This window comes from Microbacterium aurantiacum, assembly GCF_021654035.1.
GTDB classification, from domain to species: Bacteria; Actinomycetota; Actinomycetes; order Actinomycetales; family Microbacteriaceae; genus Microbacterium; species Microbacterium aurantiacum.
This window is the reverse complement of the sequence record NZ_JAJPDW010000003.1, coordinates 83,323-107,357: the sequence shown is the minus strand read 5'-3', so window position 1 is coordinate 107,357 and position 24,035 is coordinate 83,323. Positions and strand designations below refer to the sequence as shown.

The window sequence follows — 24,035 nt, the reverse complement described above, 5'->3', positions numbered from 1 at the left end:
CGGCGGCGTGCGTCAGACGCGCAGCGTCTCGTGGCGGACGACGACCCATCCGCGCGGGACCGACAGCCGGTCGGTGTGGATGGCGCACAGATCGTGGGCGTGCGGGTCGTTGCCCGCTCCCAGCGGGCCGAGGGCCGCCATCTGGTCGCCGTAGTCGTACGTCAGGGTCGTCACGGCCTCGCGGGCGCACCCGACCTTGGAACACAGTCTCTCGCGCATCGCCTCGACCCTAGTCGCGGAGGACCCGGGTCGGACGGATGCCGCGCCGCACGACGTAGGCTGTGTCCATGGCATGGCGGCGTACGCGCACCCCGGAGAAGGCTCCGGCCCGTCGCTCCCGGCACGGCCGGCACGGACGCGAGGGCCGCAGCGCCGTCGTCCGTCCCCCGCTCCCGCCGCTGGACACGCGCGTTGAGCGGTTCGACCTCGCCGTCGGCACCGCGGTGGAGTTCCTCCGCTCGGCGTGGCCCGAGTTGCGCGAGGTCCGCTTCGAGATCGCGGACATGCCCACGGCGGCGGATGCCGACGGCATCCCGCGCTGGAGCGTCTTGTCGGACGAGCGACGCATCGTGCTCTACCGGCTGCCGATCGAGCGCCTCGGCCACCCGCACCGCGACGACGACCTGCATCGGCGCATGATCGTCGAAGGTGCCGTCTTCCGTGCCGCCGCGCAGTACCTCGACCGGGATCCGTGGGATCTCGGTCACGACCGCTTCCACTGACACGACGAACCCGTCTCAGGGGTAGACGATGATCGGCGGAGCCGCGGCATCCGCCGGCCACACGGGGTAGCCCGCAAGGGCGCCGTCGCCCGCGAGCGACACCGCCGCACGGATGGGGACGGATGCCGCGTCCAGCGTGTAGACGGTCTGCGGGGCCAACCGCAGGGTCGTGCTCTCCCCCGCCAGGACGATGACCTCGACGCGGGAACCGCCGTCCGCGGCGGCAAGGACGACCGTGGCGTCCTGGTCGCCGGGGTTCTGCAGGGTCAGCACGGGTTCGGGACCGGCAGGGGTGGCGAAGACGCTCGGGACGTCGACGAGCGGTGCGGGCGTGTACCACGCGAAGTCGTCGCCCGCCTCGAAGCCCGTGGCCTGCCAGACGGCGCTGACGACCGGCTGATCGGCCGCGACATCGACGGTGTAGGTACCGTTCTCGAGCCCGCCGAGGTCGACCTCGATCGGCTCGCCGGCGACGAGGTCGACCTCGGTCGGGGTGAGGGCGGGGGTCGGGGATCCCACCGGTGTGACGGTCACGCGGACCGTGGCGTCGGCGGAGGGCGAGAGCACGCGCACGACGGTGGGCACCTGGGCCGCGTCGACCGTTCCGCCGGTGACCGTGACGCCGAGGATCGCGGCATCCGTCGCCGGCTGCGCGAGGGCGCCGACCTGGTCGACGCCGCCGGCGGTGAGGGTGCGCGTGATGCTCGACTGCAGCGACGCCTGCACCGGCGCACCGGTCGCCTGCACGCGCACGACCGGGCGCTCCTCGCCGATGGCGAGGCCGGCGAGCGGGACGACACCCTGCGAACGCGGCGGCACCACGACGCCCGCACCGCCGGGCGGGACGGTGAGTCCCTCCGCGCCGAACACGGCGAGCTCGACGGTCGCGGCGACGTCCCCCGGGTTGCTCAGCACCACGAGGTCGGCGGCTCCCGTGGCAGCCGAGCCGCCCACGAGCCACGACTCCAGCAGCGGCGGACGACACGCGGATGCCGCGTACCCGGCGAGGTCGGGCTCGGCGATCTGCGCGGAGGAGGCGGCGGCGATGTCGGCGCGGGTGCGCCCCTCGGGGAGCGCCGTGAACGCGGCACCTCCGTCGCCCTCGGTCAGGAACGGCGCATCGAGCGCGACGGGATCGGGAACGGCGACCTCCGCGCGCGCACCCGCCGTGACCGACGCCGTCGCGGCGATGCTCAGCCCGTCGGCGGCGACGGGGTCGCGCCCGAGCGAGAGGAGCCCTCCGCCGCAGGCGAGGACCACGGGAGCGGGCGCGGGGACCGCGGCGATCTCGGCCGGCTCGCGCTGGATCGTCGGCCACGGCGCGGTCAGCCCGGCGACCACGGCGACCACCACACCGGCCGCCACTGCCCCTCCGGCGATCAGGCGCGCACCGGTGCGGGCGGCCCGGCGACCCCGTCCCTCGCTCATGCGGATGCTCCTGTCGTGGTGCCGACGGTGCGCGGTGTCCGACGCGCCTCGCGCCGGGACGCGGCGGTGGGGACGGCCAGCAGCAGCGCGATGCCGACGACGACGAGCTGCGAGATGGCGATCCCCGTGGCGATGTCGCGGATCGCGGTCGGCTCGGCCGGGCGGGGGGTGATCTCGGGGGTGATGCGCCAGAGCGTGCCGCGGGCGGTCTCGCCGACTCCGTCGAGCGTGCCGCGCTGCGCGATCGCGTTCGCCGCCGACAGGCGGGTGCCGCGGGCGATGTCGGATTCCGGCGGCGCGGCCGAGGCGAGGAGGACGAACCCGACGCCGCGGGAGGCGAGCGCTTCGACGGCGCCGTCCGCCGACGACGTGACGAGGTCGGCGGCGATCTCGGCGACGAGGACGTCCGCCGGCGCGGCCGTGGTCCGCGTGCGCAGCGACGTCGCCTGACCGTCGAGGGTCTCGGTGGCGCCCCACACGACGCGCGCCGAGAGGCCGCCGTCGTTCTGCGGCGTGAGGATCATGGTGCCCACGTTCGGGTCGCCGCGCCCCTCGGCGCTGACGTAGGCCGGGAGGGTCGAGGCGGGGCCGTCGGTGAGGTTCGAGGTGCCGCGCGCGACGGCGGTGAGGGCAGGAACGGCGAGGACGAGGATGCTCAGGCACGCCGCCGCACCGACGAGGACCCGCGTCCATCGTGCGGGGGCGGGCAGCCCTGCTTCGAGGGTCACGGTCGCTCCGCCGACCAGCCCGAGCCAGGCGAGGCTGAGCGCCGCTCCCGGCCAGATCGCCACGGGGATGGACTGCGCGAACGACACCGCGATCCCCACCGCGGCGAAGGCGGTGCCGAGGCCGAGCGTCGTGATCACGAGCATCGCAACGCCCTGCGGCCACCGACGGGTGACGGGGGCGAGGAGGGCGAGGACCAGCACCGGGGCGGCGAGGAGCGGAACCCACCAGGACGGGACGTCACCGAGGAACGACGTCCAGCCGAGGAGATCCGGCGCGGGGATGCCGAACACGAGCAGGGTGCGGCCCGCCGCATCGGCGGCCACCTGCGCTCCCGTCCACACCGCGCCGGGGTCGGCGAGGAGCGCCCACCCGTCACCGTTGGCGATCGCGCGCCAGATCAGAGGCGCGGCGAAGACGACGAGCGGCACGATGACCCACACCAGCCGGCTGGCGCCGCGGCCGCCGAGGGCGGTGAGGACCACGAGCATCGCCAGGAACCACAGCACCACGAGCGCGGGGACGAGAGAGGGGGATGCCGCCGCGACGGCGACCACGAGGAGCGAGGCCATGCCCGCGCCGGTCCAGGAGCGGTGCGCGACGGACCCCGCGACGAACAGCCACGGGAGGAGCAGGTGCAGCAGCACGGCCGCCGGACGCCCCGTGGTCAGCGCCGCGAGGAAGGTCGGGGCGAGGGCCCACAGGACGCCGGCGACCATGCGCAGCGACGACCGCTCGGTCAGGCGGGTCGCGGCGAACCAGCCGCCCAGCGCGGCGAGCGGGAGGGCGGCGACCCACAGGATCACCAGCGACAGCGAGGGCGCCCACGGCGTGAACGATCCGACGATCGCGACGAGGGCGGCGAAGGGGTCGGCAGGCGCGATCGTGTCGAAGCCCTCGGCGCGGAGCCCGAAGCGCGTCTGCGCCCACAGCTGGCCGAGGTCGGCGCTCAGCGGCAGCACTCCTCCACCCCCGAGGACCGGCCAGGCCAGGAGCGCCGGGAACGCGGCGATCGACACCACGAGGGCGCCGAGGACGAGCCACGGCGCGCCGCCCGAGAAGAAGCGGAGCTCGCCGCGGCGGTGCGCGCCCGCGACGAGGTCGTCGACGGGTTCATGGTCGAGTCGTTCGCGGAACTCGGCGCGCGACATCCGCAGCTGGTCCAACTGCCGCCACGACGTCATGCGGTTCTTCGCGATCCGGCGCCGCGCACGGAAGACGGCGGCCAGGCGCACGGTGACGAGGATCGACGCGGCCCACTCGGGGACGATGAGACCGGGGTCCTTGCGCACGAGGTGCAGCAGCGAGCGCACCACGGCGAGCGGGAGCAGCGACAGCCAGTGCAGCGGCACGACGAACCAGGGCGCGTAGGCCAGGCGGCGGTGCAGCTGCGCGGTGCGCGACGACAGGGCCGCGGCACGACGTCGACCGGCCGTCAGCGGCTCGGGTTCACCCGCGACGCCGTCGCCGGCGGTGGCGACGACCGCGCTGGAGACGAGCGAGACCCGATCTCCGGCGAGGCGCGCACGGATGCCGAGGTCGAGGCCCTCGTCGGCCCCGAGGAGCGCACGGTCGAGGCCGCCGAGCGCGCGCCAGCGGTCGGATCGGACGAGGATGCCGCGGACATCGGCGCCGAGGGCGTCCTCGCGCGCGTCGTGCTGGCCCTGGTCGAGCTCGCCGTCGGAGACCCCCACGGCCCGTCCCCCGCGGGTCATCGTCACGCCGAGCGAGACGATCTCGGTCCGGTCGTCCCAACGGACGACCTTCGGGGCGACGTAGGCGACCGTCGGCGAGAGCTCGAGGATGCCGGCGAGCCGCTCGAGCGCATCCGGCTCGGGGGCGGTGTCCTGGGCGAGGAGCCACACCGCATCGCCGTCCAGGCGCCGGGTGGCGAGAGCGACGGCTTCGGCATAGCGGGTCGATGCCGGCGCGGTGATCACGCCTTCCGCGGGCGCCGCGGAGACGACGTCGCGGACGCCGGGATCATCGCCGCACACCACGATCGTGAGGACATCGACCGGGCGCGTCTGTGCGCGCAGCGACGCCAGGGTACGGCGCAGGTGGTACGCGGCCGGCGTGCGCCCGTCGGGGCGCACCACGAGGAGGGCGTGAACTCGGAGGGGCATGACGGGGAAAGCCTAGGCGGCGGCGGCGCGGGGTCGTGGCGCACGCGCCGTGGCGCGCAGAGCGCGGTACAGGCGGGAGCGGCTGCCGCTCAGCTCGCGCGACGCTTGAGCTTGCGACGCTCGCGTTCGCTGAGGCCGCCCCAGATGCCGAATCGCTCGTCGTTGGCCAGCGCGTACTCGAGGCACTCGGTGCGCACGTCGCACGTGGTGCACACGCGCTTGGCGTCGCGGGTCGATCCGCCCTTCTCCGGGAAGAAGGCTTCGGGGTCGGTCTGGGCGCACAGTGCGTCGGTCTGCCAGGCGAGGGCGTTCTCTTCGTCCTCGACGGCCGGTCGGCGCACGCCCGGCACACCGAGATTGACCGGATCGACGAACCAGTCTTCTGGAACGCCGGAACGATAGTGCGAAGTCGTCATCTCTCGTTCTCCCCCCTGGGAATCCCCCATCACGCGTTTTGCGCTTGAGTAATTACACCCGTGTCATTCCCGGAGGTCAAGTCGCGGATAGTAAATCCTCAACCCGGTATTGAACCTTTGCGACGCGCCGGGCGTGTCGAACCGTTCGATAACGGTCCGACCTCACCGTCCCGGCGTCGCGACGAAGACGGTGCCGGCCCCGCGGAGGGTCAGCGGCCCCTCGTCGGCGCTCGCGAACACCGCCTGTCCGGGGCGGAGGCGCACGGCATCCGATCCCGCAGAGGAGACCTCCACGTCGCCCGCAACGGCGAGCGCGATCGCATCGCCGGATGCCGGAAGCTCGACGTCGCCGCCGGTGACGTCGGCGCGCACGAGGGCGAAGTCGGACACCGGCACCGGGTACTGCACGAGCCCGGCCGAAACGGTCTCGGCGGCGACGGTGGGCGCGGCGGAGGGCCGGGCGTCCAGGACGCCCAGGAGTTCATCGATGTCGATGTGCTTCGGGGTGAGCCCGCCGCGGAGGACGTTGTCGCTCGCGGCCATCAGCTCGACGCCGAGTCCGGACAGGTAGGCGTGCAGGACGCCGGCGGGGACGAAGAGCCCCTCCCCCTCGCGGAGCTCGACGAGGTTCATCAGCATCGCCACGACGATCCCGGGATCGCCGGGGTAGGCCGCCTCGAGCTCCGCCACGAGGGCGAGCTCGGCGGCGAACTCCTCCGAAGTCGCCGCGAGGGCGGCGTCGATGACGGCGCGGGTGTCGCCGTCGGAGGAGGGCGCGAGCACCCACTCGATGACGTCGGCGAGCGAATCGACCGCCGTGGCCAGGCGCTCGGCGAGCGGCGCCGCCGACAGGCCGAGCTCGGCGATGAAGCGGCGCGTGGCGTCCAGGTCGCGGATGCCGGCGAGCGCCCGGAACGTCGGACTCACCGCCACGATGAGCTCGGGCTTGTGGTTCGCGTCGCGGTAGGTGCGCGTGGGCGCGTCACGGTCGATGCCGGCGGCCTCCTCCCGCGCGAAGCCCTCGATCGCCTGCGGACGCGACGGGTGGGCCTGGATCGACAGCGGCGACCCCGCCGCCAGGAGCTTCAGCAGGTACGGCAGCGCCTGCTCCTGGGCATCCGTCGCCCCCAGGACCTCGTCGAGGCGCCCGTCGGGGGTCTCGGCCGGGTCGCCGGGGTGGGCGCCGAACCACACCTCGGCCTCGGGGCGTCCGGAGGGCTCGCGTCCCTCGAGTTCGGCGATCAGCGTCGTCGAGCCCCAGGCGTAATCGCGCGGTTCATTGCGGAGGGGTGCCAGCATGCCCCCCACTTTATTGCGCGGGTCCTCGCGCGCCCGTCGCGCGCGCAGGGTGGGCGCGGGCGGCGGGGCCTGCAGACGCCAGAGGGCGCGCGGCGCCCATCGGCGACGAAGACCCGAGTCATCCAGCCGGAAAGAGCAGCGCTGTCGACTGAGGCACCCGGTAGCTATCGCCCTCGTATCGCCAAGTTTGCGGAGAGTACTTGCTTCTCACACTGTCGCGCTCCTCGATCGATGCTGTGTAGAAATGTCGTCGACCCGATGGGGACCAGAAGCGGGACACGATGCGCGTTTGCTCGACTTGGGAGGAGAGCGGATAGACGTAAAAGGCGACATCCTCGTACCGCCACTCGTGCGCTAGCTCCCGGCGTACGCGATCACGCTCAGCCTCGCTCGTCGTATAAAAGTGCGCCTTGATCCCCGCGTTCCAGAAGCGGTAAAGCGGAACGGAGCCGGGATGCTGAACGTCGAAGGCACTGTAAGCCTCACCCTCAAATCTCCAAGGCCCGTTTGCAGCGGCTGCCAGGCGGTCACGTTCGCTAGCGCTCGCGGTGTAGAAGTGCCCGCCATACACGGGAGAGTAGAAGCGCCAGATCGGAACTGTCGCATGTGGCACGACGACCTCACCACTTGTGAAGTCGATCGACTCGAATCCGGCACGTGTGGCGAGGACCTGCCCCGTGATCCGCGACCCCGCGTCCTCTGCACCGATGTCGTATGTAGCACCCGTGGCCTCAGCAACAAGCTCGCCATCCCGGCGCCATATGTACCTGAGGTCCGAAGGTTGCGGAGAGAAGGACGTTTGGAGGGTTAGGTAGCCTCTCGCAAGGTCTTGGCCTAGCGAGATCTCCTTGCTACGAAAGGCAGCGGGGGCGTTGACGCCGAAACGGAGCTCATCTATTCGACCCCAGCTGCTTCGGTTCCCCTGATGGTCCTCAACTATGACTTCCCAGATGTGCACCGGACCGTCCGCGAGCGGCCCGTTGAAGTGTGTCGCCCTCGCGTCCAGTACGAACGTAGCGACACCACTAGCGGACGTATTGCCCCTTGGCAACGACATTCCGAACGAGAAGCCGTTGTTGGCACTATCGATACCACTCACGCGGAACAACCAGACGCCAGACCCCCCGCCGGCGCCGCCGTCCGTAGCCGCCCACGCCACAGAGACAGTGTCGCCGTACGAGAACGGGCCGCTCTCGACAAGGGACACCGATGTGATCGAAGGCGGCGTCTTGTCCCAGATAGTGGGGTCTTCTACTTCCGCAACTGCGCCCGCGGGTATCCCCCCGATGAACAACCCTACGCAAACGCTCATGATTTGCCCGGTGCGAACCGATAGCCGCATAGTGGACCCCCTTGTCACTTCTCACCGAGGCTACAACCCTCCACCTACGCAACTCCAACGACCTCTCGCGCGCCCGTCGCGCGCGCAGGATGGGCGCGGGCGGCGGGGGTACCCTGAGGGGCGATGGCCGTCCACTCGAAGCACCCCGCATCGGCACCGCCGACCGCTCCGGTGCGCGAGAAAACCGGACACCTCCTGCTCCGCGGCTGGTGCATCTTCGTGCTCGTGCTCGCCCTGGGCGGCACCGCGTGGGTCAACGCCTTCGGTGAGACCGTCGCCGCGGTCGGGGCGATCGCCTCCGGCATCCTGTCGGTGATCCTCTGGTTCATCGTGCGGCCGCCGGTCCATTGGCGGCGCCTGCCGTGGTTCGCCGTGGCCTATGTCGCATGGGCGACGGCCTCCCTCCTCTGGTCGGCATGGCCGGGGACGACGGCGCTGACGCTGCTGCTGCTCTACATCACCACCGTGCAGGCCCTCTTCGTCGGCACCGTTCTGACGTGGGCCGAGCTCGTGCGCGCCGTCGCGTCGGCGCTGAAGTGGGTCATCGGCCTCTCGCTCGCCTTCGAGCTGTGGGTGTCGCTGTTCATCGGCGGACCGCTCCTCCCGGGTTTCGTCATCCCGAGCGAGCCGGCGGCGGATCCGATCCTGTACTGGTCGCGCGACAACCTGTTCGACGGCGGACGCATCCAGGGGATCATGGGCAACGCCAATCTCCTCGGCTCGGTCGCGCTCCTCGCCATCATCGTCTTCGCGGTGCGCCTGGGTGCACGCGCGCCCCGACGGGTCACGCTGTGGATCTGGATCGCCGTGTCGGCCTACCTGCTGGTGCGGTCCTCGTCGGCAACCGCATTCGTCGCCGGCGCGATGGTCGTCGTCGTGCTCGTGACCGTGCTGCTCATGCGCCGCGCACGCCGCCCCGGCGAGCGCACCCGCTACTACATCGCCTACGCCGTGATCGCGATCGGCGGCGGGATCACGCTGTGGACCCTCCGCGACGCGATCTTCGGCGCGCTCGGTCGCGACTCCGACCTCACCGGGCGCGAGCAGATCTGGGAGCAGGTGCTCGCCCGCGCGAACGAGCACCCCGTCATCGGATGGGGCTTCGCGACGCCCTGGCTCCCCTCCGACCCCGCTTTCGACCGCTGGATCGTCGACCACGGCCAGACCGTGATGCAGGCCCACAACGTGTGGGTGGACGTCTACCTGCAGCTCGGTGCGATCGGCCTCGCCCTGCTCGGGCTCGTATACCTGGCCTTCGTGTGGCGGGCGTGGTTCTTCGCCGTCGACCGCCCCCGCTGGGACCTCCGCGCCGACCGCCCCTACTCCGCGCTCACCCTCCTGCCGACGCTCGTGGGAGCCGTGGTGCTCGTCCAGGGCTTCGCCGAGTCCACGCCGCTGCTGCTGTGGGGATGGATGTTCGTGGTCATGTTCGGCGCGAAGATCAAGCAGTCGCCGCACGTCGGCGTCGGCCCCGCCGAGCAGAGCGCGGCCATCGAGCGCGGCGAACCGGCGAAGCAGGCCCCGTGAGCGGCGGGGGCACCCCCTCCTCCGGGTGGGTGACGACTCTCCTCGCCTCGGCATCCTTCGCCCGCGCCTACACGCTCACCGTCTTCGCGGCGGTGTTCTCGTCGTTCGCGATCGAGCGGCTCATGAGCCCGACCACGTACGTGACGATCGTCGCCGGGCTCTGCCTCCTCGGCATCGGGATCCTCATCGCGCGGCGCGACGAGATCGCGCTGCTGCGGCTCGTCCCGTTCACGGTGCTCGCGTTCATCGCGTGGGCGACGATCAGCGCGGTCTGGAGCACGGATGCCGCCGCCACGCTGCGGAACGCCCTCGCCCTCGCGGGGATCGGGCTCCTCGCCGTCGTCATCGGCCACATCCGCGACACCCTGCAGACCGTTCGCGCGCTCGGCGACGTGCTGCGGACGCTCCTCGGCATCTCGCTGGGCGTGGAGATCCTGTCGGGCATCCTCCTGGACACGCCCTTCCGTTTCCTCGCCGTCGAGGGGAACCTCGCTTCACTCGGGCCGGTGCAGGGTATCTTCGGCACCCGCAACCTGCTGGGTTTCGTCGCGGTGCTCGCCCTCATCACCTTCCTCATCGAGTACCGCACGCAGTCGGTGCGCACGGGGGTGTCGGTCGCCTCGGTGATCCTCGCGGGATCGCTCGCCGCGTTCAGCGACTCCCCCACCGTCCTCGTCCTCGCCGTCGCCGTCGGTCTCGCCGTCCTCGCGCTGGTGCTGGTGCGCCGCGTCCGCCCCGACCGCCGACGTGCCGTGCAGTTCAGCCTCGGCGGGGTGGTCGTCGTCGGGATCACCGTCGGATACGCGCTGCGGCATCCGATCGTCGCGCTCCTCGGCGCGGGCACCGACTTCTCGATGCGTGTCGACCTGTGGAACCTGATGGTCGACTACCTGCGGTTCCGCCCCGTGCAGGGGTGGGGCTGGTACGGCCCGTGGGACGACGGCGAGTTCCCCTTCAACGCGCTGAACTTCGCGCTGCGCTCCGAACACGCCACCGGCCTCAACGCCTACTTCGACGTGCTCCTCCAGCTCGGTTGGCTCGGCCTCCTCCTCTTCTTCGCCCTCGCCGGCATCGCGCTGGTGCGCTCGTGGCTGGTGGCGACCGAACGCCGCTCGGTCGTCTACGCCTGGACGCCCCTCATCCTCGTCGCCCTCCTCGTCGACTCGATGTTCGAGAGCTTCACCCTCACCGGCCTCGGCTGGCTCATGCTCGTCCTCTGCGCCGTCCGCGCCGGCCAGTCCCGCTCGTGGCGCGAGCGCATCGGCGAGCGCCTCGACCCGAGCCTCCCGCCCGCCGCACCGGGGCTGTGAAGGCCGCATCCGTCACAGAGTCTGCCCGGGGAACACGAGAGAGGGCACGGTAGGCTTACGCCTCGGCCCGACGCCCTCGGCGCCCCCGCGAGCCCTTCGGAGAAGCCCCGTGCCCCACGTCCTGCAGAACGTCGTCTTCCCGACCGACCGCGATCCGGACCTGCTGCCCCTGTACGTCGACCCCGAGACCTGGTCGGTCATCGATGAGGAGCCTGTGCGCGTATCGAACCGCGCACAGCTGGGGAACATCCTCGGCCGCACCACGGCCCGTATCGTCGCCGGCCGACGGGTGTCGTTCGGCACCTACTTCAACGCCTTCCCCGCGTCTTACTGGCAGCACTGGACCGCGGTGCGGCAGGTCACTCTGACCGTCGACACCGAGGGCACGGCGACGATCCTCGTCTACCGCTCGAACGGAGCCGGCGTCCGCCAGCGCCTCGAGACCCGCGAGGTCGAAGGAGTCGCACAGTCGACGTTCGATCTCGTGCTCGACCAGTACAGCGACGGCGGCTTCATCTGGTTCGACATCGTGGCCGACGACGACACGGCGATCTTCCGCGGCGCCCGGTACAGCACCGAGCAGGAGCCCGCGCGCGCCGGCAAGGCCTCGATCGGCATCACCACGTACAACAAGCCCGATTACTGCGTCGCCACCCTGCAGGCGCTCGCGGCCGAGCCGGAAGTGCTCGAACTCATCGACCGCATCTTCCTGGTCGACCAGGGCGACCGACGCGTCGACGCCGAAGCCGAGTATCCCGACGTCGCCGCGTCCCTCGGCGACACGCTGCAGGTCATCACCCAGCCGAACCTCGGCGGGTCGGGCGGATTCGCCCGCGCGATGTCGGAGTCGCTCGAGCGCCCCGAGAGCGACTTCGTGCAGCTCCTCGACGATGACGTGCGAATCGAACCCGAGTCGCTTCGACGCTCGGTGGTCTTCGGCCGCTTTGCGAGCACACCGACCATCGTCGGCGCGCACATGTTCGACCTCCTCGACCGGCCGAAGCTGCACGCGTGGGCAGAGGTCATCGACGACGCGCCCTTCATGTGGCGGGCGCTCTACCAGGAGAAGCTGCCGCACGATTTCAGCGTCGCCAACCTGCGGCAGTCACCGATTCTGCACCAGCGACTGGATGCCGACTACAACGGCTGGTGGATGTGCCTCATCCCCCTCTCGATCATCCGCGAGGTGGGCCTCGCCCTCCCCGCATTCATCAAGTGGGATGACGCAGAGTTCTGCATTCGCGCGCGAAACGCCGGCTTCCCGACCGTCTCGATGCCGGGTGTCGCGCTGTGGCACGTTTCGTGGGTCGGCAAGGACGACTCGATCGACTGGCAGGCCTATTTCCACGCCCGGAACCGCATCGTCGCCGCGCTCCTGCACTCCCCCGTGCCCGACGGCGGCACGCTCCTCCGGCACAGCCGCCGCGTCGACCTCAAGCATCTGATGATGATGCAGTACTACCCGGTCGCGCTCCGCCACAGGGCGCTGCGCGACATCCTCTCGGGACCCCAGCACATGCGCGCGAACCTCGCCACGGCGATGCCCGCGGCGCGCGCCCTCGCGAAGTCCTTCCCCGAGACCGTGGTACACAAAGACGCTGGCGTGCCGCTGCGCGCCCGCCGCGGGCGCGTGGTGTTCAAGAAGCTCAAGAACCACGAGTTCGACAGCCCTCGCGGCATGCGGCTGCGCTGGTTCACGGCGACCACGCTCATCGCGCACTGGCTGCATGCACCGAAGCCCGAGAACGTCAGCCACCCCGAGGTCGAGTTCGGCAAGCTGGACGCGCACTGGTGGCGGGTTCCGCTCTACGACAGTGCGCTGGTCAGCGCCGCCGACGGGTCGGGCAAGAACATCTACACCCGCGATCGAGCGCAGTACCGACGGATGCTGCGCGACACCGTCCTCCTCCACCGTCGTCTCCGGCGCGAGTGGCCCGCCCTGTCGGCGAAGTACCGCGCGGCAGCGACGGAGCTGAGCTCGGTCGACGCGTGGCGGCGGACTTTCGGAGAGGCCTCGTGAACGCTCACCGAACGTTCGACCCGGCATCGGCGACGATCGCGATCGTCACCTACAACCGTTCGGGTCTGCTCACGCGCCTCCTCGGCAGCATCGCGTCGATGGACCCGAAGCCCGGGCACGTCGTCATCATCGACAACGCGTCGACCGACGACACCGGCGACGTCGTGGAATCGTTCCGCGAGAAGATCGGCGCCGAGCTCGTTTACCGCCGCATGGAGACGAACACCGGCGGCTCCGGCGGCTTCAGCGAGGGCATGCGGGTCGCGCACGAGATCGGCTCCACGTGGATCTGGCTCATGGATGACGACGTCGAGGTCATTCCCGACGGCCTGGCGAAGATGGGCAAGTGGGCCCCGCGCTTTCAGAGCATCCAGGGGCGGCGCTACGACTACGACGGCAGCGAGTTCTACTGGCAGTACCGCGTCGCCGAGCCTCTCGCCATCCCGATTCCCTTCGCTCCCGCCGGCTTCGGTGCCTCCGGGTACAAGGAGATGAATTCCGGATGCTTCGAGGGCATGTTCATCCACCGCGACATCGTGTCGCGGATCGGCCTCCCCGACCCGCGGTTCTTCATCTACTGGGACGACCAGCTCTACGGCTGGTTGGCCTCCCGCCAGACGACATCGGTGATCGTGGACGAGTTCGTCCTACGCCGGACGCGCGAGATCAAGCAGTGGGACATGGGCATCCGCCACATGAACGCCTCGAGCAACGCGTACCGGTACTACATCATGCGCAACCGGGCATACATCAAGCACTACTACCGCGAGCTCGGCGTCTACCGCCCCGTGCCGTTCGCGCTCGGCACCGCCCTGACCTTCGGCAAGGAGCTCATCCGGCTCTTCTTCGTCGAGCGGACCGTGCGGGGCACGTCGAACCTCTTCCGCGGCCTCCGCGACGGCGGGAAGATCTCGCGCGATCGGTCGTGGAAGCCCATGCCGCCGTTGGACCGGACATGAGAGCGAATTCCAGGTGAGCACAACACCGACGACAACGACCGCGCCGTCGACTGGCCGGCGCCCTGTAGCTCAGCTGATCGGCGCGGCGTTTCCCGGGCACCCCCCTCGGCCCCGTCGGACGCCTGCACACTTCGCCATGTACCTGGCCGCCTTCGCTGCAGGCCTCACTTTCTTGCTCCTCATCCCGTCCGGTCGTCCCCACCTCGAGCGGATGTGGGCGGAAGATGGCGCGGACTGGATCAGCGACGCCGCACTGAACCCGCCCCTCGCCAACTTGTTCGAGCCTCTCGGCGGCTACTTCCACGTGATCCCTCGGCTCCTCGCTGAGGTGACGGTGGCGACGTTGCCGACAGGCGGGTGGGCAGCCGGGCTAGCGGTCCTCGCCGCTTCTGTCCGAGTGGCATGCGCGCTCGCTGTATTCACCCTCTCTAGGGCTCACGTGAAGTCCCCGTACACGCGCGCCGCCATGGCCTCGACGATTGTCCTTCTCCCCGCCGGCAACTGGGACACCATCAACAACGCAGCGAACCTACACTGGTTCCTGTTCTTCACTTTGATGTGGGCGATGCTCTATCGCCCAGCAGGACGCATCGCGACAACGGCGGCAACCGCGTTCATCGCCTTGGCCGCCTTGAGTGTCCCTCTGGCTGTCGTGCTGGCTCCTCTCGCCGTGATGAGGTTGTTCCTTCCCAGATGGCGCGACAGAGTAGGCGGGTTCACCCTCTTGCTTTGCGTGTTGGCCGTCACCGGCTCCGTTCTCGCATCAGACAGGCCTCGAGACACCGCGCCTCTACTCGATCTGCTGGGAGCCTCAGCGGTGCGCGGCCCTCTCGCCGCGCTCATCGGGCCCCAGGGGGTGATGGAGCTGATCCTCCTCGGCGGCGCGAAGTACGTGACGATAGCCACGGCAGTCGCATGCATCGCTCTGCTTGCGGCCTATGCCGTTGGCGTAGTCTGTGGACATCCGAGTGAACGATTCGCCATTATCCTTATGGCGACACTTGGCTTGCTCGTTGTAGCACTCTCGCTTTACTCCAACTGGCGGGATTTCCTTGTCGTCGCCACAGAACTTCGGACTCCGCGCTACTCTGCGCTTCCCGCGCTCCTCCTCGTCTCCGCGGCAATAGTCGCTGTCGGTTCGATCTGGCGACGAAAGTCCGCACTCGGGCTTACGGCCGGCGTGCTGTTGGGGTCTGTGCTCCTGACGTCCGTGGCATGGCAGATCGGCTATTCGCCAGATAAGGCCGGCTCGCCGGTCCTGACTGGCATCACCTGGTCAGACGGCCTTTCAAACGCGAAGGCAGAGTGCAGCCGCGCGGACGCGACTGTTGTTGGAGTGGAGATCCTGCCTCACAGCGGATGGCGCTCGGTTTTACCTTGCGAGCTCATCGACCGCTGATTCAGAGCTCTCCGGGCTTTGAAAGTTCCGAATCAAGCTCTCTCAGGAAACGCTCGGCCTTCGCACCACGCGGCCGTTTCGGCGCATAGACAACGAGAGCGTGGAATGCGAAACGCGCAACGAACGCCAGCGCGAGCGTCATAGCAGCAGCGAGAACGCTGCTGATATGCCACGACTCGACCAACAGCGCAAGAAGTGGAATCCTTACGAGGGCCTCGGCATTGTTGAACGTGAATGATTTCGCGAACCTGGCCCACGCGTTTGACGCTTGGTCGAGCATCTCGCGGAACACGAAGCGCTCCTGAAGCAGGAAGTTGCCAATAATCGTCGACTCTGCTGCGATCACTGCAGCCCAGATGTAGCCCATACCAAGCTGGGTCAGAACGAACATGATCGCGAGGTTTACTACCGCTCCGATCGCCCCGATCAGAGCGAAGGCCGACATCTTGCCGAACCTAAGCGCGGTGAGCTGAAGGAGGAAATGGGCGCCCTGCCGGATGCTTGCTTTCGATTCGCCCCCTCCCCGCTCGGCGAAGGTGAACGACACCTCCCTGACGCGCAGGGGCGTGCGCGCCAAAATCTCCAGAAGGATCTTGAACCCGCGGGGGGCGAGGCGCTCCAGATCGACTTTCGACACATCGATGAGAAAGAACCCGGTCATCGGGTCCGTGCAGTCACGGAGGCGAAGCGGGAACATCGCCTTCGTGAGAAGCGTGGTCGTTCTTGAGACCAAGTCTCGAACGATGTTTGCGAGCCCGTCAGATGATCCGCCGGCGGCGTACCGAGAGGCGACAACAACGTCAGCGGTTCCGCCCGCGAACTGACGATGTAGATCTCGAATCACCTCGGGCGGGTGTTGCAGGTCGCCGTCCATGACAACGCAGACCGTACTTCGCGCGTGCTTCATGCCTTCGAGCACCGCGCCGCTCAGTCCGCCGACCGGCGCATCTCTGTGAATGAGCCGAACGGGCACCGTCGCGGAGCGTGCTTTAGCGGCGATTACCCTCGGGGTTTCGTCACGCGAATCATCGACGAAGATGATCTCGATCGCAAGGCCCTGCGTCGCGTTGGAGACGCGGTCGACAAGCTCGCTGACGTTCGGCGCCTCGTTGAACGTAGGAACGATCACGGTGAGGTCTGGCTGGGTCATCATTGTGTTTTCTATCTGAGTCGCACCACACTGGGCCGCGCGTGGATGGATAGGGTTTCGCGATCGTCAACGCCAGCGATTGAGGGACGAGAGTACCCGCGAAATCTTTCGCTTGGCACGACCGACGAGTCGCCGGAATCGAAGCTCAGGCAATCGCGCGAGACGATCCCCTTCCGCCTCGGCACTCCGGGCGGACTCCTCCGCCCGTCGGCGCCCAGCGGCCTCAGCTCGATACATGTCCCGCCATCTTGTGCTCGCTGCAAGATGCTCCATCTCAAGCGGGATCACCAAGCGAGCAATCTCTTGCGCCCTCACACGATCCGCTTCGCTGTACTCCGACCAAGCGGGAGAAAGAGCCTCCTCAAGGCGGGACGGCACCTGCGCCAGCCCGTTCTCGAGAAGCCGCGTCAATCTGTCCGCGACGCGAGAGTCATGAACGAACTCCGGACCCGGCTCCTCGCCGGGGTGACGAATAAGGTACATCGGCTCCAGGACCCCAGCGTTGAGGAATCGATAGTCGCGCATTCCATGGTGCCGAGGACTCGGGTTCAGAAGCGGGTTCGCATCGTATGACTTGCCCGTGTTCTCGATTTTCGTGGCGTACTGCGAGAAGGTGCGCCACGGGAAGTGCAAGACCTCAACTTCACAGCCGGGGGGCGGCGAACCCAGACTCTGGATATTCACGCCGTGGTTACCTTGAACGACGATCACATCCGCGCTGCCCACATGGATCACGTCTGAAGTGGGATGCGAATGAAGCGCGACAGTCTCCATCAGCGATGACTCTTCTCGGTGATCGCGCCAAACGAGACGATTCAGCGCACCGCCCTCGCGAGCGGGCGGTCCCGTCATGTTGACGACGGGGACCTCGAATGAGCCGATTCCCGTCGGTATCCCCACGAGCGCGTCGCGCAGCGTCTTGTGCGGATCTTGCGCCACGAAGAATTCGTCGGCATCGGCGTTTACAACCCACGTCGCTCCATGATGGGTGGCTGCCCGCGCCGCCATCGAGGACACCACAGCGGCTTGGTTCTTGTCGTGCTTGAGATAATCGTGGACTTCGACGCGGCCGGAAGCGGCATAGTCCGCCAAGATCTCACGAGTGCCGTCCACCGAGCCGTTGTCTGTAACGATCACGATATCGACCCCCTCAGCGAGATGATGCTCGAGCATGGCCGCAATGACGTCGGCCTCGTCGCGAACCATGAGTGTCATAACGATTTTTGGGTTGCGCATCAGGCACCTTCGTGGTTTCGAATAGCAATCACATCGGAGAGCAGCACGCGGGCTCGAGCGTCAAATGAATGCTCGCGGCGAATATCGTGTGCTGAGGCCTTGATCTCAAGGTCTGAAGGCCACCTCGAAGAATTCGCATCCAGGAGGCCGCGCAACTCATTGATGGATGAATACGTTTGCACCTGCTGACCAAAGACTGCATTCAGCCCAGCCGCCTCATCGCTGATGATTCGGGCGCCTGCCGCAGCCGCGTCGAAGAGGCGATTGCTCAGAAATCCGAAGGAAGCCATGTCGCGCCAATGATCATTGAGGACGATCTGTGCAGACGCATACTCCGCAGGGACGTCATCGTTGTGAAGCACCTTGGCAACCACAAGACTTGGATCGACGAATTGCTCCCAACCGTCGTCGCCGAAAATCCGGGGCCGCGCCCCGGCCGCGATGGCATCGGCAACGATCTGCCTTGGGACGCCTCGCGTCCGCCCGACGAAGGTGACGCCCTCCTTACGTGCGTCCCCTCCCGCATCAGGGTGGAACTTGCTGATGTCGGTTGCCTGGAGCAGTGTTGTGACGTCGATTCCCCAGTGCGATTTAACCTGCTCAGCCCACACATCGCCGGCAGCGTAGACGCGCTGGAACCCGCTTTCCAGTTCATATCGGGTGACGAGGTCTGGGTGGCTGATCACCCAGAGGAGATTGATCGCACCCGGCTGCGGTAGGTACCTTTCCAATCCACGCAACGTGAGCGTGACGTCGTCCCAGGAGGCAGAGGACGGGCGGTCATGGGCGGTTCGACGATCAATGACGACGTCTTGCCCGAGGCGGCGCAACGCAGCCGCCAACGACTCGGCGAAGAATGTGTCCCCCCACGAGTCACCCCACACGTCGCCGGTGGCAGCAGTCTTGATCGCCCAGCGCAATCTCGGCGACGACTCGTTCACATCGATCACCGGACGTTGCGCATAGATGACGTCGGCTTCCCACATCGGGCTGCCCGGCGGCAGCTTCCAGCGAACATCCTCGATGAACACGTCGCCGCCCTCAAGAATGTCTCGATCGTCGAGGTCGTTGACGAGCGCGGACCGCCACCGACGCGCGAAGCGCGCACGATTCGCGAAGTGGTGGACGTGGCGTCCTGGGGTCCGGCTCTCGTAGTGGATTACCCGGGACGTCGTGCAGACGCGAAGCTTCCCGCGCTCCTTCAGCTTCATGCAGAGGTCAACATCTTCCATGCCGTTCACATAGTGAGCGTCGAACCCACGGAGAGCACGGACGTCGTCGTACCTTAGTGCGATGCAAGCCGCGGTGAGCGCAGAGAACTCGTAGGCCTCCAGCCGCGGGTCGACATCGAGTGGATGAACGTCGGCAAGCAAGTGCTTCGGCATCGCCATCGCGCCAAGAAAGACGGTACCTGCGGTTTGGACCGTCCTGTCTCCGTAGAGGAGAAGCGGCTGCGCGGCCACATTGTCGTCCTCTCGCAGCACGTTGAGGAGCGGATCGAGCCAGCCGTCTTGCACGGCCGTGTCGTTGTTGAGAAACACGATTGTGTCGCGTGCGGCGTCAGACGCCCCGACATTTGATCCGAGCGCGAAGTCGGTGTTGAGGGGCAGCCGGCGGACCGTCACACGGTCCTCTGCAGCGAACACCGAAGCAAGAACAGTACTCACCGGTCGGCGCGAGCCGTTATCTATGATCTGGACGACTACATTGTCCTCCGTGCTTTGTAGCACCCGATCCACCGCCGCTCGGGTCAGCACCCAGTCGTCGAACGTCGGGATCACGACGGCCACGCCGGGTCGTGGATCGTCAGAGAATGGCGCGAGCCGGGAACGCCGCGCAACGTTCGCGCCGGCTCTTGCGTCAAGAGGTCCGACATCTTCCGTCGCTACCTCGAGCACAAGCGGGGCCTCCACGAACAGACACCGTGCTCCGTCATCGACGATCTCGAGCAGCATCCGCCAGGCCACTCCCATGTCCAGATCAAGCGGAATGCGCGAACCCCAGCCCTTCGAGCCTGCAAACACGACTCCCGATCCGTCGTGAACATCGACCCACGTTGCGTCCGTGGTTCGAAGCCAGGGCTGAGGCAATGTGCCGGCAACGACCGCGAACGCTGCAGCTTCCGAGTCTTGGACAAGCGCGCCCGTCGCGATCGCGAGGTAGTCCTCAGACCACCGTTGCGCAGGTGTCCACACCGTCCAACCGGTTGGTGAAGCGTCAAGGACATGTCGGTGGATCACGGCGCCAAAGGACTCGTCGACCGTCATTCGTGCGGCACTGTCCACCTGCGGGAACTCGTCGAGGAGCGCCTCAACTTCGGGGAGCCTGGGTACGTCATCCTGCTCTACGACGACGACGCGCAGGTCCTTCAACGTCTGGCCGAGCACCTCCCGCAGAGCGGTCGCGGCGCCACGTGAGCTGAGGTGCCGTTCGTCAACGAATACGACGCAACTCCCCGTCGAGGTCGCTTGCGTTGCGCCCACTCGGCGATGGCGCGACAGAGGGGCACCTTCCGCTTTGAGCAACGCTTGCTGGGCGTGGTACTCGCCAACGCGCGCTCTGACCGTTGTTTCGGCCACGCCTCGCGTGACGGGGCGAACACCGTCGCACGACGGCGTGACGGAGTCGGCGGGCGCCGATCTGGCGAAGTGCGCGAGCGGCGAGGGTGGGCGCTCGGAGTCGAGGGAGCTGAGGTACTTGTGCCCTGAGAAATGTGGAGACGCCTGAGACTCCTCCCCGCGCCGGATGAAGTCCAAGAAGTAGTTCACTGGACGGTCTCGCTGGAGTAACGACTTCTCGTGCGTGCGGTACCACTCCGCTTCGAAGAAGGGGTGTGGTGTTCGTCCGTCCAACTCGCCGTTGGCGATGTAGTCATCGACGGCGGCATAGGCAGACAGAACGCGCGCGCCACCGATTTGGTCCTGGTAGAAATCGACGTCGAACAGCCCGAACTCGACAGTTCGACGAACAGTGTCCCCCAGCTCTTCGCACAGAGTGAGATAGCGTGCCCAGGTCATGCTCGTTCCCGCGATCCGGATCGTCGCCTTGTCCGGAGCGTCCGCCGCAAAGCGAGTCAACGAGACCGGCGATTCACCGTTGCGCGGCGCATACCGGCTGGCAGAGTACGAGAACGGAATCGAAGCATTCAACGTCGCTGCAGCGAGCGAGTTTCGCAACAGCAGCGCCGACGCGAGCGAGAATCGTGCCGCCGGAGCGTCAATCAGCGGGTTCGGAACGATTCCAAGCCGCCATCCTTCGCGAAAGTAGAACCTCGCCGCGGCGGCATCGGTGTCGAACTTGCGACCCACCTGCATACCGACGTGCTGGCGGATCACCATGTTGGCACCACCAGCAGCCGGTGAGTGAGGAACCAGCATGCCTTCCAGAAGTGGAGAGAGGCGAGGCGACGCTTCTAGCTTTCGGACGAATCTCGTCGCTCTATTCGCCACCCGCAAGTCTCCTATCCGCTCCTACCTCAAGAGCACTCCATGTCGCAATCGCGGCGGCAATCTGGACGTCCAACCGCGCTCACGACTGGGACAGTCTAGTCATCGAGCCCCGGGCCTTTCCTCAGAGCATGTCGTGGTCGGCGTTGTAGCGGTCGAGCACGTCGCCGATCGGGGCGTCCATCGCCAGTTTCCCCTTGTCGAGGTACAGCCCTCTCGTGCAGAAGCGACGCAGGTCACGCTCGTTGTGGCTGACGAAGAACAGCGTCCGTCCCTCCGCGAGCAACTCGTCGATGCGGCGGTAGCACTTCTCGCGGAAGGCCTTGTCGCCGACGGCCAGCACCTCGTCGACGAGGAGAACGGGTTCCTCGAGTTGCGAGACGACCGAGAACGCCAGACGCACCTTCATGCCGTTGGAGAGGTGCTTGTACGGCGTATCGACGAAGTCGTGGAGTTCTGCGAAATCGATGATCCCGTCGAACCGACGAGCAACTTCGGCGCGGGGCATCCCGTGCAGTCCGGCGGTCAGGCGGACGTTCTCACGCACAGTCAGGTCGCCGACGAAGCCGCCGGTGATTTCTATGAGGGGTGCGACTCCGCCGGACACCGTGACGGCGCCTTCGTCGGGGAGGAGGACGCCGGCGACGAGCTTGAGGAGCGTCGACTTGCCCTGCCCGTTGCGCCCGACCACGCCGATCGCCTCACCGTGCTCGACGGTGAACGAGACGTCGCGGAGCGCCCAGAACTCCCCCGGCCGCGTACGCCGCTGGGCCCCCGCGAACAGGTCCTTGAAACTGCGGCGACCGCGTCTGTTGCGGCGGAACCGGACACCGAGAACGTCGACGCGGATGGCGAGCCCGTTCATCACAGCTCCTTCAGAACGGGGCGCTCGAGTCGACGGAAGACCAGGACGCCGATGACGAGGAAGCCGACGCTCATGGCAGCCCCGACGACGACACTGAGGGTGTCCCAGACTTCGGGGAAGAAGCCCACGCGATAGAGCGTGAAGATGCCCGATAGCGGGTTGAACGCCGCAAGTTCCGGGAAGACGCCCGGGAGGTCCGAGACGGAATAGATGATCGGCGACGCGTAGAACAGCACCCGCAGGATGAGCTTCGTCGTCCGTTCGAGGTCGGTGTAGATCACACAGAGGGGTGCGACCAAGAGCCCGAGCCCGACGAGAAGCATCGTCTGCAACAGCACCGCGACCGGGAAGAGCAACAGCCCCCAGTTGAACGCGATCGGCACCTCGCTCGTGAACACGGCGACGACGATGAAGCCGACGAGCACGGGCAGCGAGCAGAGGAACTCGATTCCTTTGCTCAGCACGATGCGATTGACCCAGATCGTGCGCGGAATCGCCGTGGAACGTACGAGGCGCGCGTCCTTATTGAACGCGCGCGTGAAGTCGGAGACGGCGGCGTTGAACCACACCCACGGCAGAAGTGCGGTGATCAAGAACACGATGTACGGGTCGTGTCCGACCGAGCGCTGGAACACCTGGGTGAAGATGAACCAGTAGATGAGGCTCATCACCAGCGGATCGAGCACCGACCACAGGTAGCCGAGCGCACTCGTGGCGTAGCGCACCTTGAGATCGCGCGCGGACAGCAGCCACAACGAGTGGAGGTAGCGCCGCGGCGAGCCCGGGGCACCGACGGTCGCAGTGGTCACCCGATGATCCTACGGCTCGCGCGTCAGGCGAGTTGGTTGTTCCACATCGACATCGCGGCGCCGATCGCCATGTGCATGTCGAGGTACTGGTAGGTGCCGAGGCGTCCGCCGAAGTGCACGTCCTTCTCGCCCTGGGTGAGATCACGGTAGGCCAGCAGTCCCTGCCGGTCGTCCGGGGTGTTCACCGGGTAGTAGGGCTCATCCTCGCGCTCGGCGAAGCGGGAGAACTCACGCATGATGACCGTCTTGTCGGTCGGGTAGCGATCGGCGCGCTCGGGGTGGAAGTGCTTGAACTCGTGGATCCGCGTGTAGGGGATGTCGGCATCGGCGTAGTTCATGACGGGCGTGCCCTGGAAGTCGCCGACGTCGAGGACCTCCTCCTCGAAGTCCAACGTGCGCCACGACAGCTCCCCCGCGGTGTAGTCGAAGTAGCGATCGACCGGCCCGGTGTAGACGACCGGCAGCTGCCCGACGGTGTCGCGCTTGTTCAGCGGCTGGGTCGTGTCGAAGAAGTCGGTTTCGAGGGCGACCTCGATGTTGGGGTGATCGGCCATCCGCTCCAGCCACGCGGTGTAGCCGTCGGTGGGGAGCCCCTCCCACGTGTCGTTGAAGTAGCGGTTGTCATAGGTGTATCGGACGGGGAGGCGGCTGATGACCTCCGCAGGCAGCTCCTTCGGATCGGTCTGCCACTGCTTCGCGGTGTAGTCCCGGATGAACGCCTCGTAGAGGGGGCGGCCGATCAGAGCGATGCCCTTCTCCTCCAGGTTGGCCGCCGTCTTCGCATCGAACTCGCCGGCCTGCTCCAAGACCAGCGCACGCGCTTCGTCGGGCGTGTACGCGGCGCGGAAGAACTGATTGATCGTGCCCAGGTTGATCGGCATCGGGAAGACCACGCCACCGTGGTTCGTGTACACGCGGTGGACGTAGGGGGTGAAGGACGTAAACCGGTTCACGTACTCCCACACGCCGGGGTTGGACGTGTGAAAGAGGTGCGCGCCATACCGGTGGACCTCGATGCCCGTGGTGGGCTCGTCCTCGCTGTACGCGTTCCCACCGATGTGGTGACGTCGATCGATGACGGTCACCTTGCGCCCCGCGGCCGCGGCGCGCTCCGCGATGGTGAGGCCGAAGAAGCCGGAACCGACGACGAGAAGATCCATTGCGTGCGCTTTCTGAGACGGAACGGCGGGCGAATAAGCGGCGGAAACCGGCCGCACCGGTGCGTAGGGCAAGTCTCCAGGCGACGGTCTACTAC

General features: G+C 67.6%; 18 protein-coding genes. 6 read left to right on the top strand and 12 right to left on the bottom strand.

Features of this window, described 5'->3' with window-relative positions; translation table 11 throughout:
• Window positions 1-12: 12 nt before the first annotated feature.
• On the bottom strand, window positions 13-219 hold the full coding sequence (locus tag LTL01_RS08805) for a DUF3499 family protein (protein ID WP_053547717.1): 207 nt from the start codon (window positions 217-219) through the stop codon (window positions 13-15).
• 68 nt (window positions 220-287) lie between these two features.
• Here LTL01_RS08805 and LTL01_RS08800 point away from each other — a divergent pair, with 68 nt between their 5' ends.
• A complete protein-coding gene (locus LTL01_RS08800; protein ID WP_197272965.1) occupies window positions 288-722 on the top strand; it encodes a metallopeptidase family protein in 435 nt (144 codons plus the stop codon).
• Between the two features lie 15 nt (window positions 723-737).
• Here LTL01_RS08800 and LTL01_RS08795 read toward each other — a convergent pair whose 3' ends face one another.
• The 5 genes from LTL01_RS08795 to LTL01_RS08775 all read right to left on the bottom strand — a co-directional run bounded on the left by LTL01_RS08795 (window position 738) and on the right by LTL01_RS08775 (window position 7,924).
• Window positions 738-2,150, bottom strand: a complete 1,413-nt coding sequence (locus LTL01_RS08795) for a DUF5719 family protein (RefSeq protein WP_236968279.1) — start codon at window positions 2,148-2,150, stop codon at window positions 738-740.
• Entirely contained in the window at window positions 2,147-5,002 is a 2,856-nt protein-coding gene (locus tag LTL01_RS08790; RefSeq protein ID WP_236968278.1) for a glycosyltransferase, read from the bottom strand. Before LTL01_RS08790 ends, LTL01_RS08795 begins: the two co-directional genes overlap by 4 nt.
• An 89-nt stretch (window positions 5,003-5,091) precedes the next feature.
• Window positions 5,092-5,418 (bottom strand): WhiB family transcriptional regulator, encoded by a 327-nt coding sequence (locus LTL01_RS08785; RefSeq protein WP_272877917.1) that lies wholly within the window; start codon window positions 5,416-5,418, stop codon window positions 5,092-5,094.
• 162 nt (window positions 5,419-5,580) lie between these two features.
• Window positions 5,581-6,717: a mannose-6-phosphate isomerase, class I gene (manA, locus tag LTL01_RS08780; protein WP_236968277.1), complete on the bottom strand. Its 1,137-nt coding sequence runs from the start codon at window positions 6,715-6,717 to the stop codon at window positions 5,581-5,583.
• Between the two features lie 118 nt (window positions 6,718-6,835).
• Window positions 6,836-7,924 carry a hypothetical protein gene (locus tag LTL01_RS08775; protein ID WP_236968276.1) on the bottom strand — a complete coding sequence of 363 codons (1,089 nt, stop codon included), beginning with the start codon at window positions 7,922-7,924 and terminating at the stop codon, window positions 6,836-6,838.
• 258 nt (window positions 7,925-8,182) lie between these two features.
• Here LTL01_RS08775 and LTL01_RS08770 point away from each other — a divergent pair, with 258 nt between their 5' ends.
• The 5 genes from LTL01_RS08770 (at window position 8,183) to LTL01_RS08750 (ending at window position 15,274) form a co-directional block, all read left to right on the top strand.
• Window positions 8,183-9,586: an O-antigen ligase family protein gene (locus LTL01_RS08770; protein WP_236968275.1), complete on the top strand. Its 1,404-nt coding sequence runs from the start codon at window positions 8,183-8,185 to the stop codon at window positions 9,584-9,586.
• On the top strand, window positions 9,583-10,896 hold the full coding sequence (locus LTL01_RS08765) for an O-antigen ligase family protein (protein ID WP_236968274.1): 1,314 nt from the start codon (window positions 9,583-9,585) through the stop codon (window positions 10,894-10,896). The genes LTL01_RS08770 and LTL01_RS08765 overlap by 4 nt, the downstream gene beginning before the upstream one ends.
• A gap of 109 nt (window positions 10,897-11,005) precedes the next feature.
• Entirely contained in the window at window positions 11,006-12,916 is a 1,911-nt protein-coding gene (locus LTL01_RS08760; RefSeq protein WP_236968273.1) for a glycosyltransferase, read from the top strand.
• Window positions 12,913-13,875, top strand: coding sequence for a glycosyltransferase (locus LTL01_RS08755; protein ID WP_236968272.1), 963 nt, complete (start codon window positions 12,913-12,915; stop codon window positions 13,873-13,875). Before LTL01_RS08760 ends, LTL01_RS08755 begins: the two co-directional genes overlap by 4 nt.
• Window positions 13,876-14,011: 136 nt before the next feature.
• Window positions 14,012-15,274, top strand: a complete 1,263-nt coding sequence (locus LTL01_RS08750; protein ID WP_236968271.1) for a hypothetical protein — start codon at window positions 14,012-14,014, stop codon at window positions 15,272-15,274.
• A gap of 1 nt (window position 15,275) precedes the next feature.
• On the opposite strand, the gene LTL01_RS08745 is transcribed toward LTL01_RS08750, so the two are convergent.
• The 6 genes from LTL01_RS08745 to glf all read right to left on the bottom strand — a co-directional run bounded on the left by LTL01_RS08745 (window position 15,276) and on the right by glf (window position 23,940).
• Window positions 15,276-16,424, bottom strand: coding sequence for a glycosyltransferase (locus LTL01_RS08745; protein ID WP_236968270.1), 1,149 nt, complete (start codon window positions 16,422-16,424; stop codon window positions 15,276-15,278).
• Between the two features lie 66 nt (window positions 16,425-16,490).
• On the bottom strand, window positions 16,491-17,630 hold the full coding sequence (locus LTL01_RS08740) for a glycosyltransferase family 2 protein (RefSeq protein WP_236968269.1): 1,140 nt from the start codon (window positions 17,628-17,630) through the stop codon (window positions 16,491-16,493).
• A 29-nt stretch (window positions 17,631-17,659) separates the two neighbouring features.
• The gene (locus LTL01_RS08735) at window positions 17,660-20,998 is read right to left on the bottom strand and encodes a glycosyltransferase (protein ID WP_236968268.1); all 3,339 of its coding nucleotides are present in this window, start codon (window positions 20,996-20,998) and stop codon (window positions 17,660-17,662) included.
• A gap of 232 nt (window positions 20,999-21,230) precedes the next feature.
• Window positions 21,231-21,971: an ABC transporter ATP-binding protein gene (locus tag LTL01_RS08730; protein ID WP_236968267.1), complete on the bottom strand. Its 741-nt coding sequence runs from the start codon at window positions 21,969-21,971 to the stop codon at window positions 21,231-21,233.
• Complete coding sequence (locus LTL01_RS08725; protein ID WP_236968266.1) at window positions 21,971-22,780, bottom strand: ABC transporter permease; 810 nt, start codon at window positions 22,778-22,780, stop codon at window positions 21,971-21,973. Before LTL01_RS08725 ends, LTL01_RS08730 begins: the two co-directional genes overlap by 1 nt.
• 23 nt (window positions 22,781-22,803) lie before the next feature.
• Window positions 22,804-23,940, bottom strand: coding sequence for a UDP-galactopyranose mutase (gene glf, locus LTL01_RS08720; protein ID WP_236968265.1), 1,137 nt, complete (start codon window positions 23,938-23,940; stop codon window positions 22,804-22,806).
• Between the last annotated feature and the right edge of the window lie 95 nt (window positions 23,941-24,035).

Coding starts and splice junctions, on each gene's coding strand:
- LTL01_RS08800 (WP_197272965.1), top strand. CDS start 288: ATGGCATGGCGGCGTACGCGCACCCCGGAGAAGGCTCCGGCCCGTCGC.
- LTL01_RS08745 (WP_236968270.1), bottom strand. CDS start 16,424: ATGACCCAGCCAGACCTCACCGTGATCGTTCCTACGTTCAACGAGGCG.
- LTL01_RS08805 (WP_053547717.1), bottom strand. CDS start 219: ATGCGCGAGAGACTGTGTTCCAAGGTCGGGTGCGCCCGCGAGGCCGTG.
- LTL01_RS08740 (WP_236968269.1), bottom strand. CDS start 17,630: ATGGTTCGCGACGAGGCCGACGTCATTGCGGCCATGCTCGAGCATCAT.
- LTL01_RS08795 (WP_236968279.1), bottom strand. CDS start 2,150: ATGAGCGAGGGACGGGGTCGCCGGGCCGCCCGCACCGGTGCGCGCCTG.
- LTL01_RS08730 (WP_236968267.1), bottom strand. CDS start 21,971: ATGAACGGGCTCGCCATCCGCGTCGACGTTCTCGGTGTCCGGTTCCGC.
- glf (WP_236968265.1), bottom strand. CDS start 23,940: ATGGATCTTCTCGTCGTCGGTTCCGGCTTCTTCGGCCTCACCATCGCG.
- LTL01_RS08770 (WP_236968275.1), top strand. CDS start 8,183: ATGGCCGTCCACTCGAAGCACCCCGCATCGGCACCGCCGACCGCTCCG.
- LTL01_RS08750 (WP_236968271.1), top strand. CDS start 14,012: ATGTACCTGGCCGCCTTCGCTGCAGGCCTCACTTTCTTGCTCCTCATC.
- LTL01_RS08735 (WP_236968268.1), bottom strand. CDS start 20,998: ATGGTGATCCGCCAGCACGTCGGTATGCAGGTGGGTCGCAAGTTCGAC.
- LTL01_RS08785 (WP_272877917.1), bottom strand. CDS start 5,418: ATGACGACTTCGCACTATCGTTCCGGCGTTCCAGAAGACTGGTTCGTC.
- LTL01_RS08790 (WP_236968278.1), bottom strand. CDS start 5,002: ATGCCCCTCCGAGTTCACGCCCTCCTCGTGGTGCGCCCCGACGGGCGC.
- manA (WP_236968277.1), bottom strand. CDS start 6,717: ATGCTGGCACCCCTCCGCAATGAACCGCGCGATTACGCCTGGGGCTCG.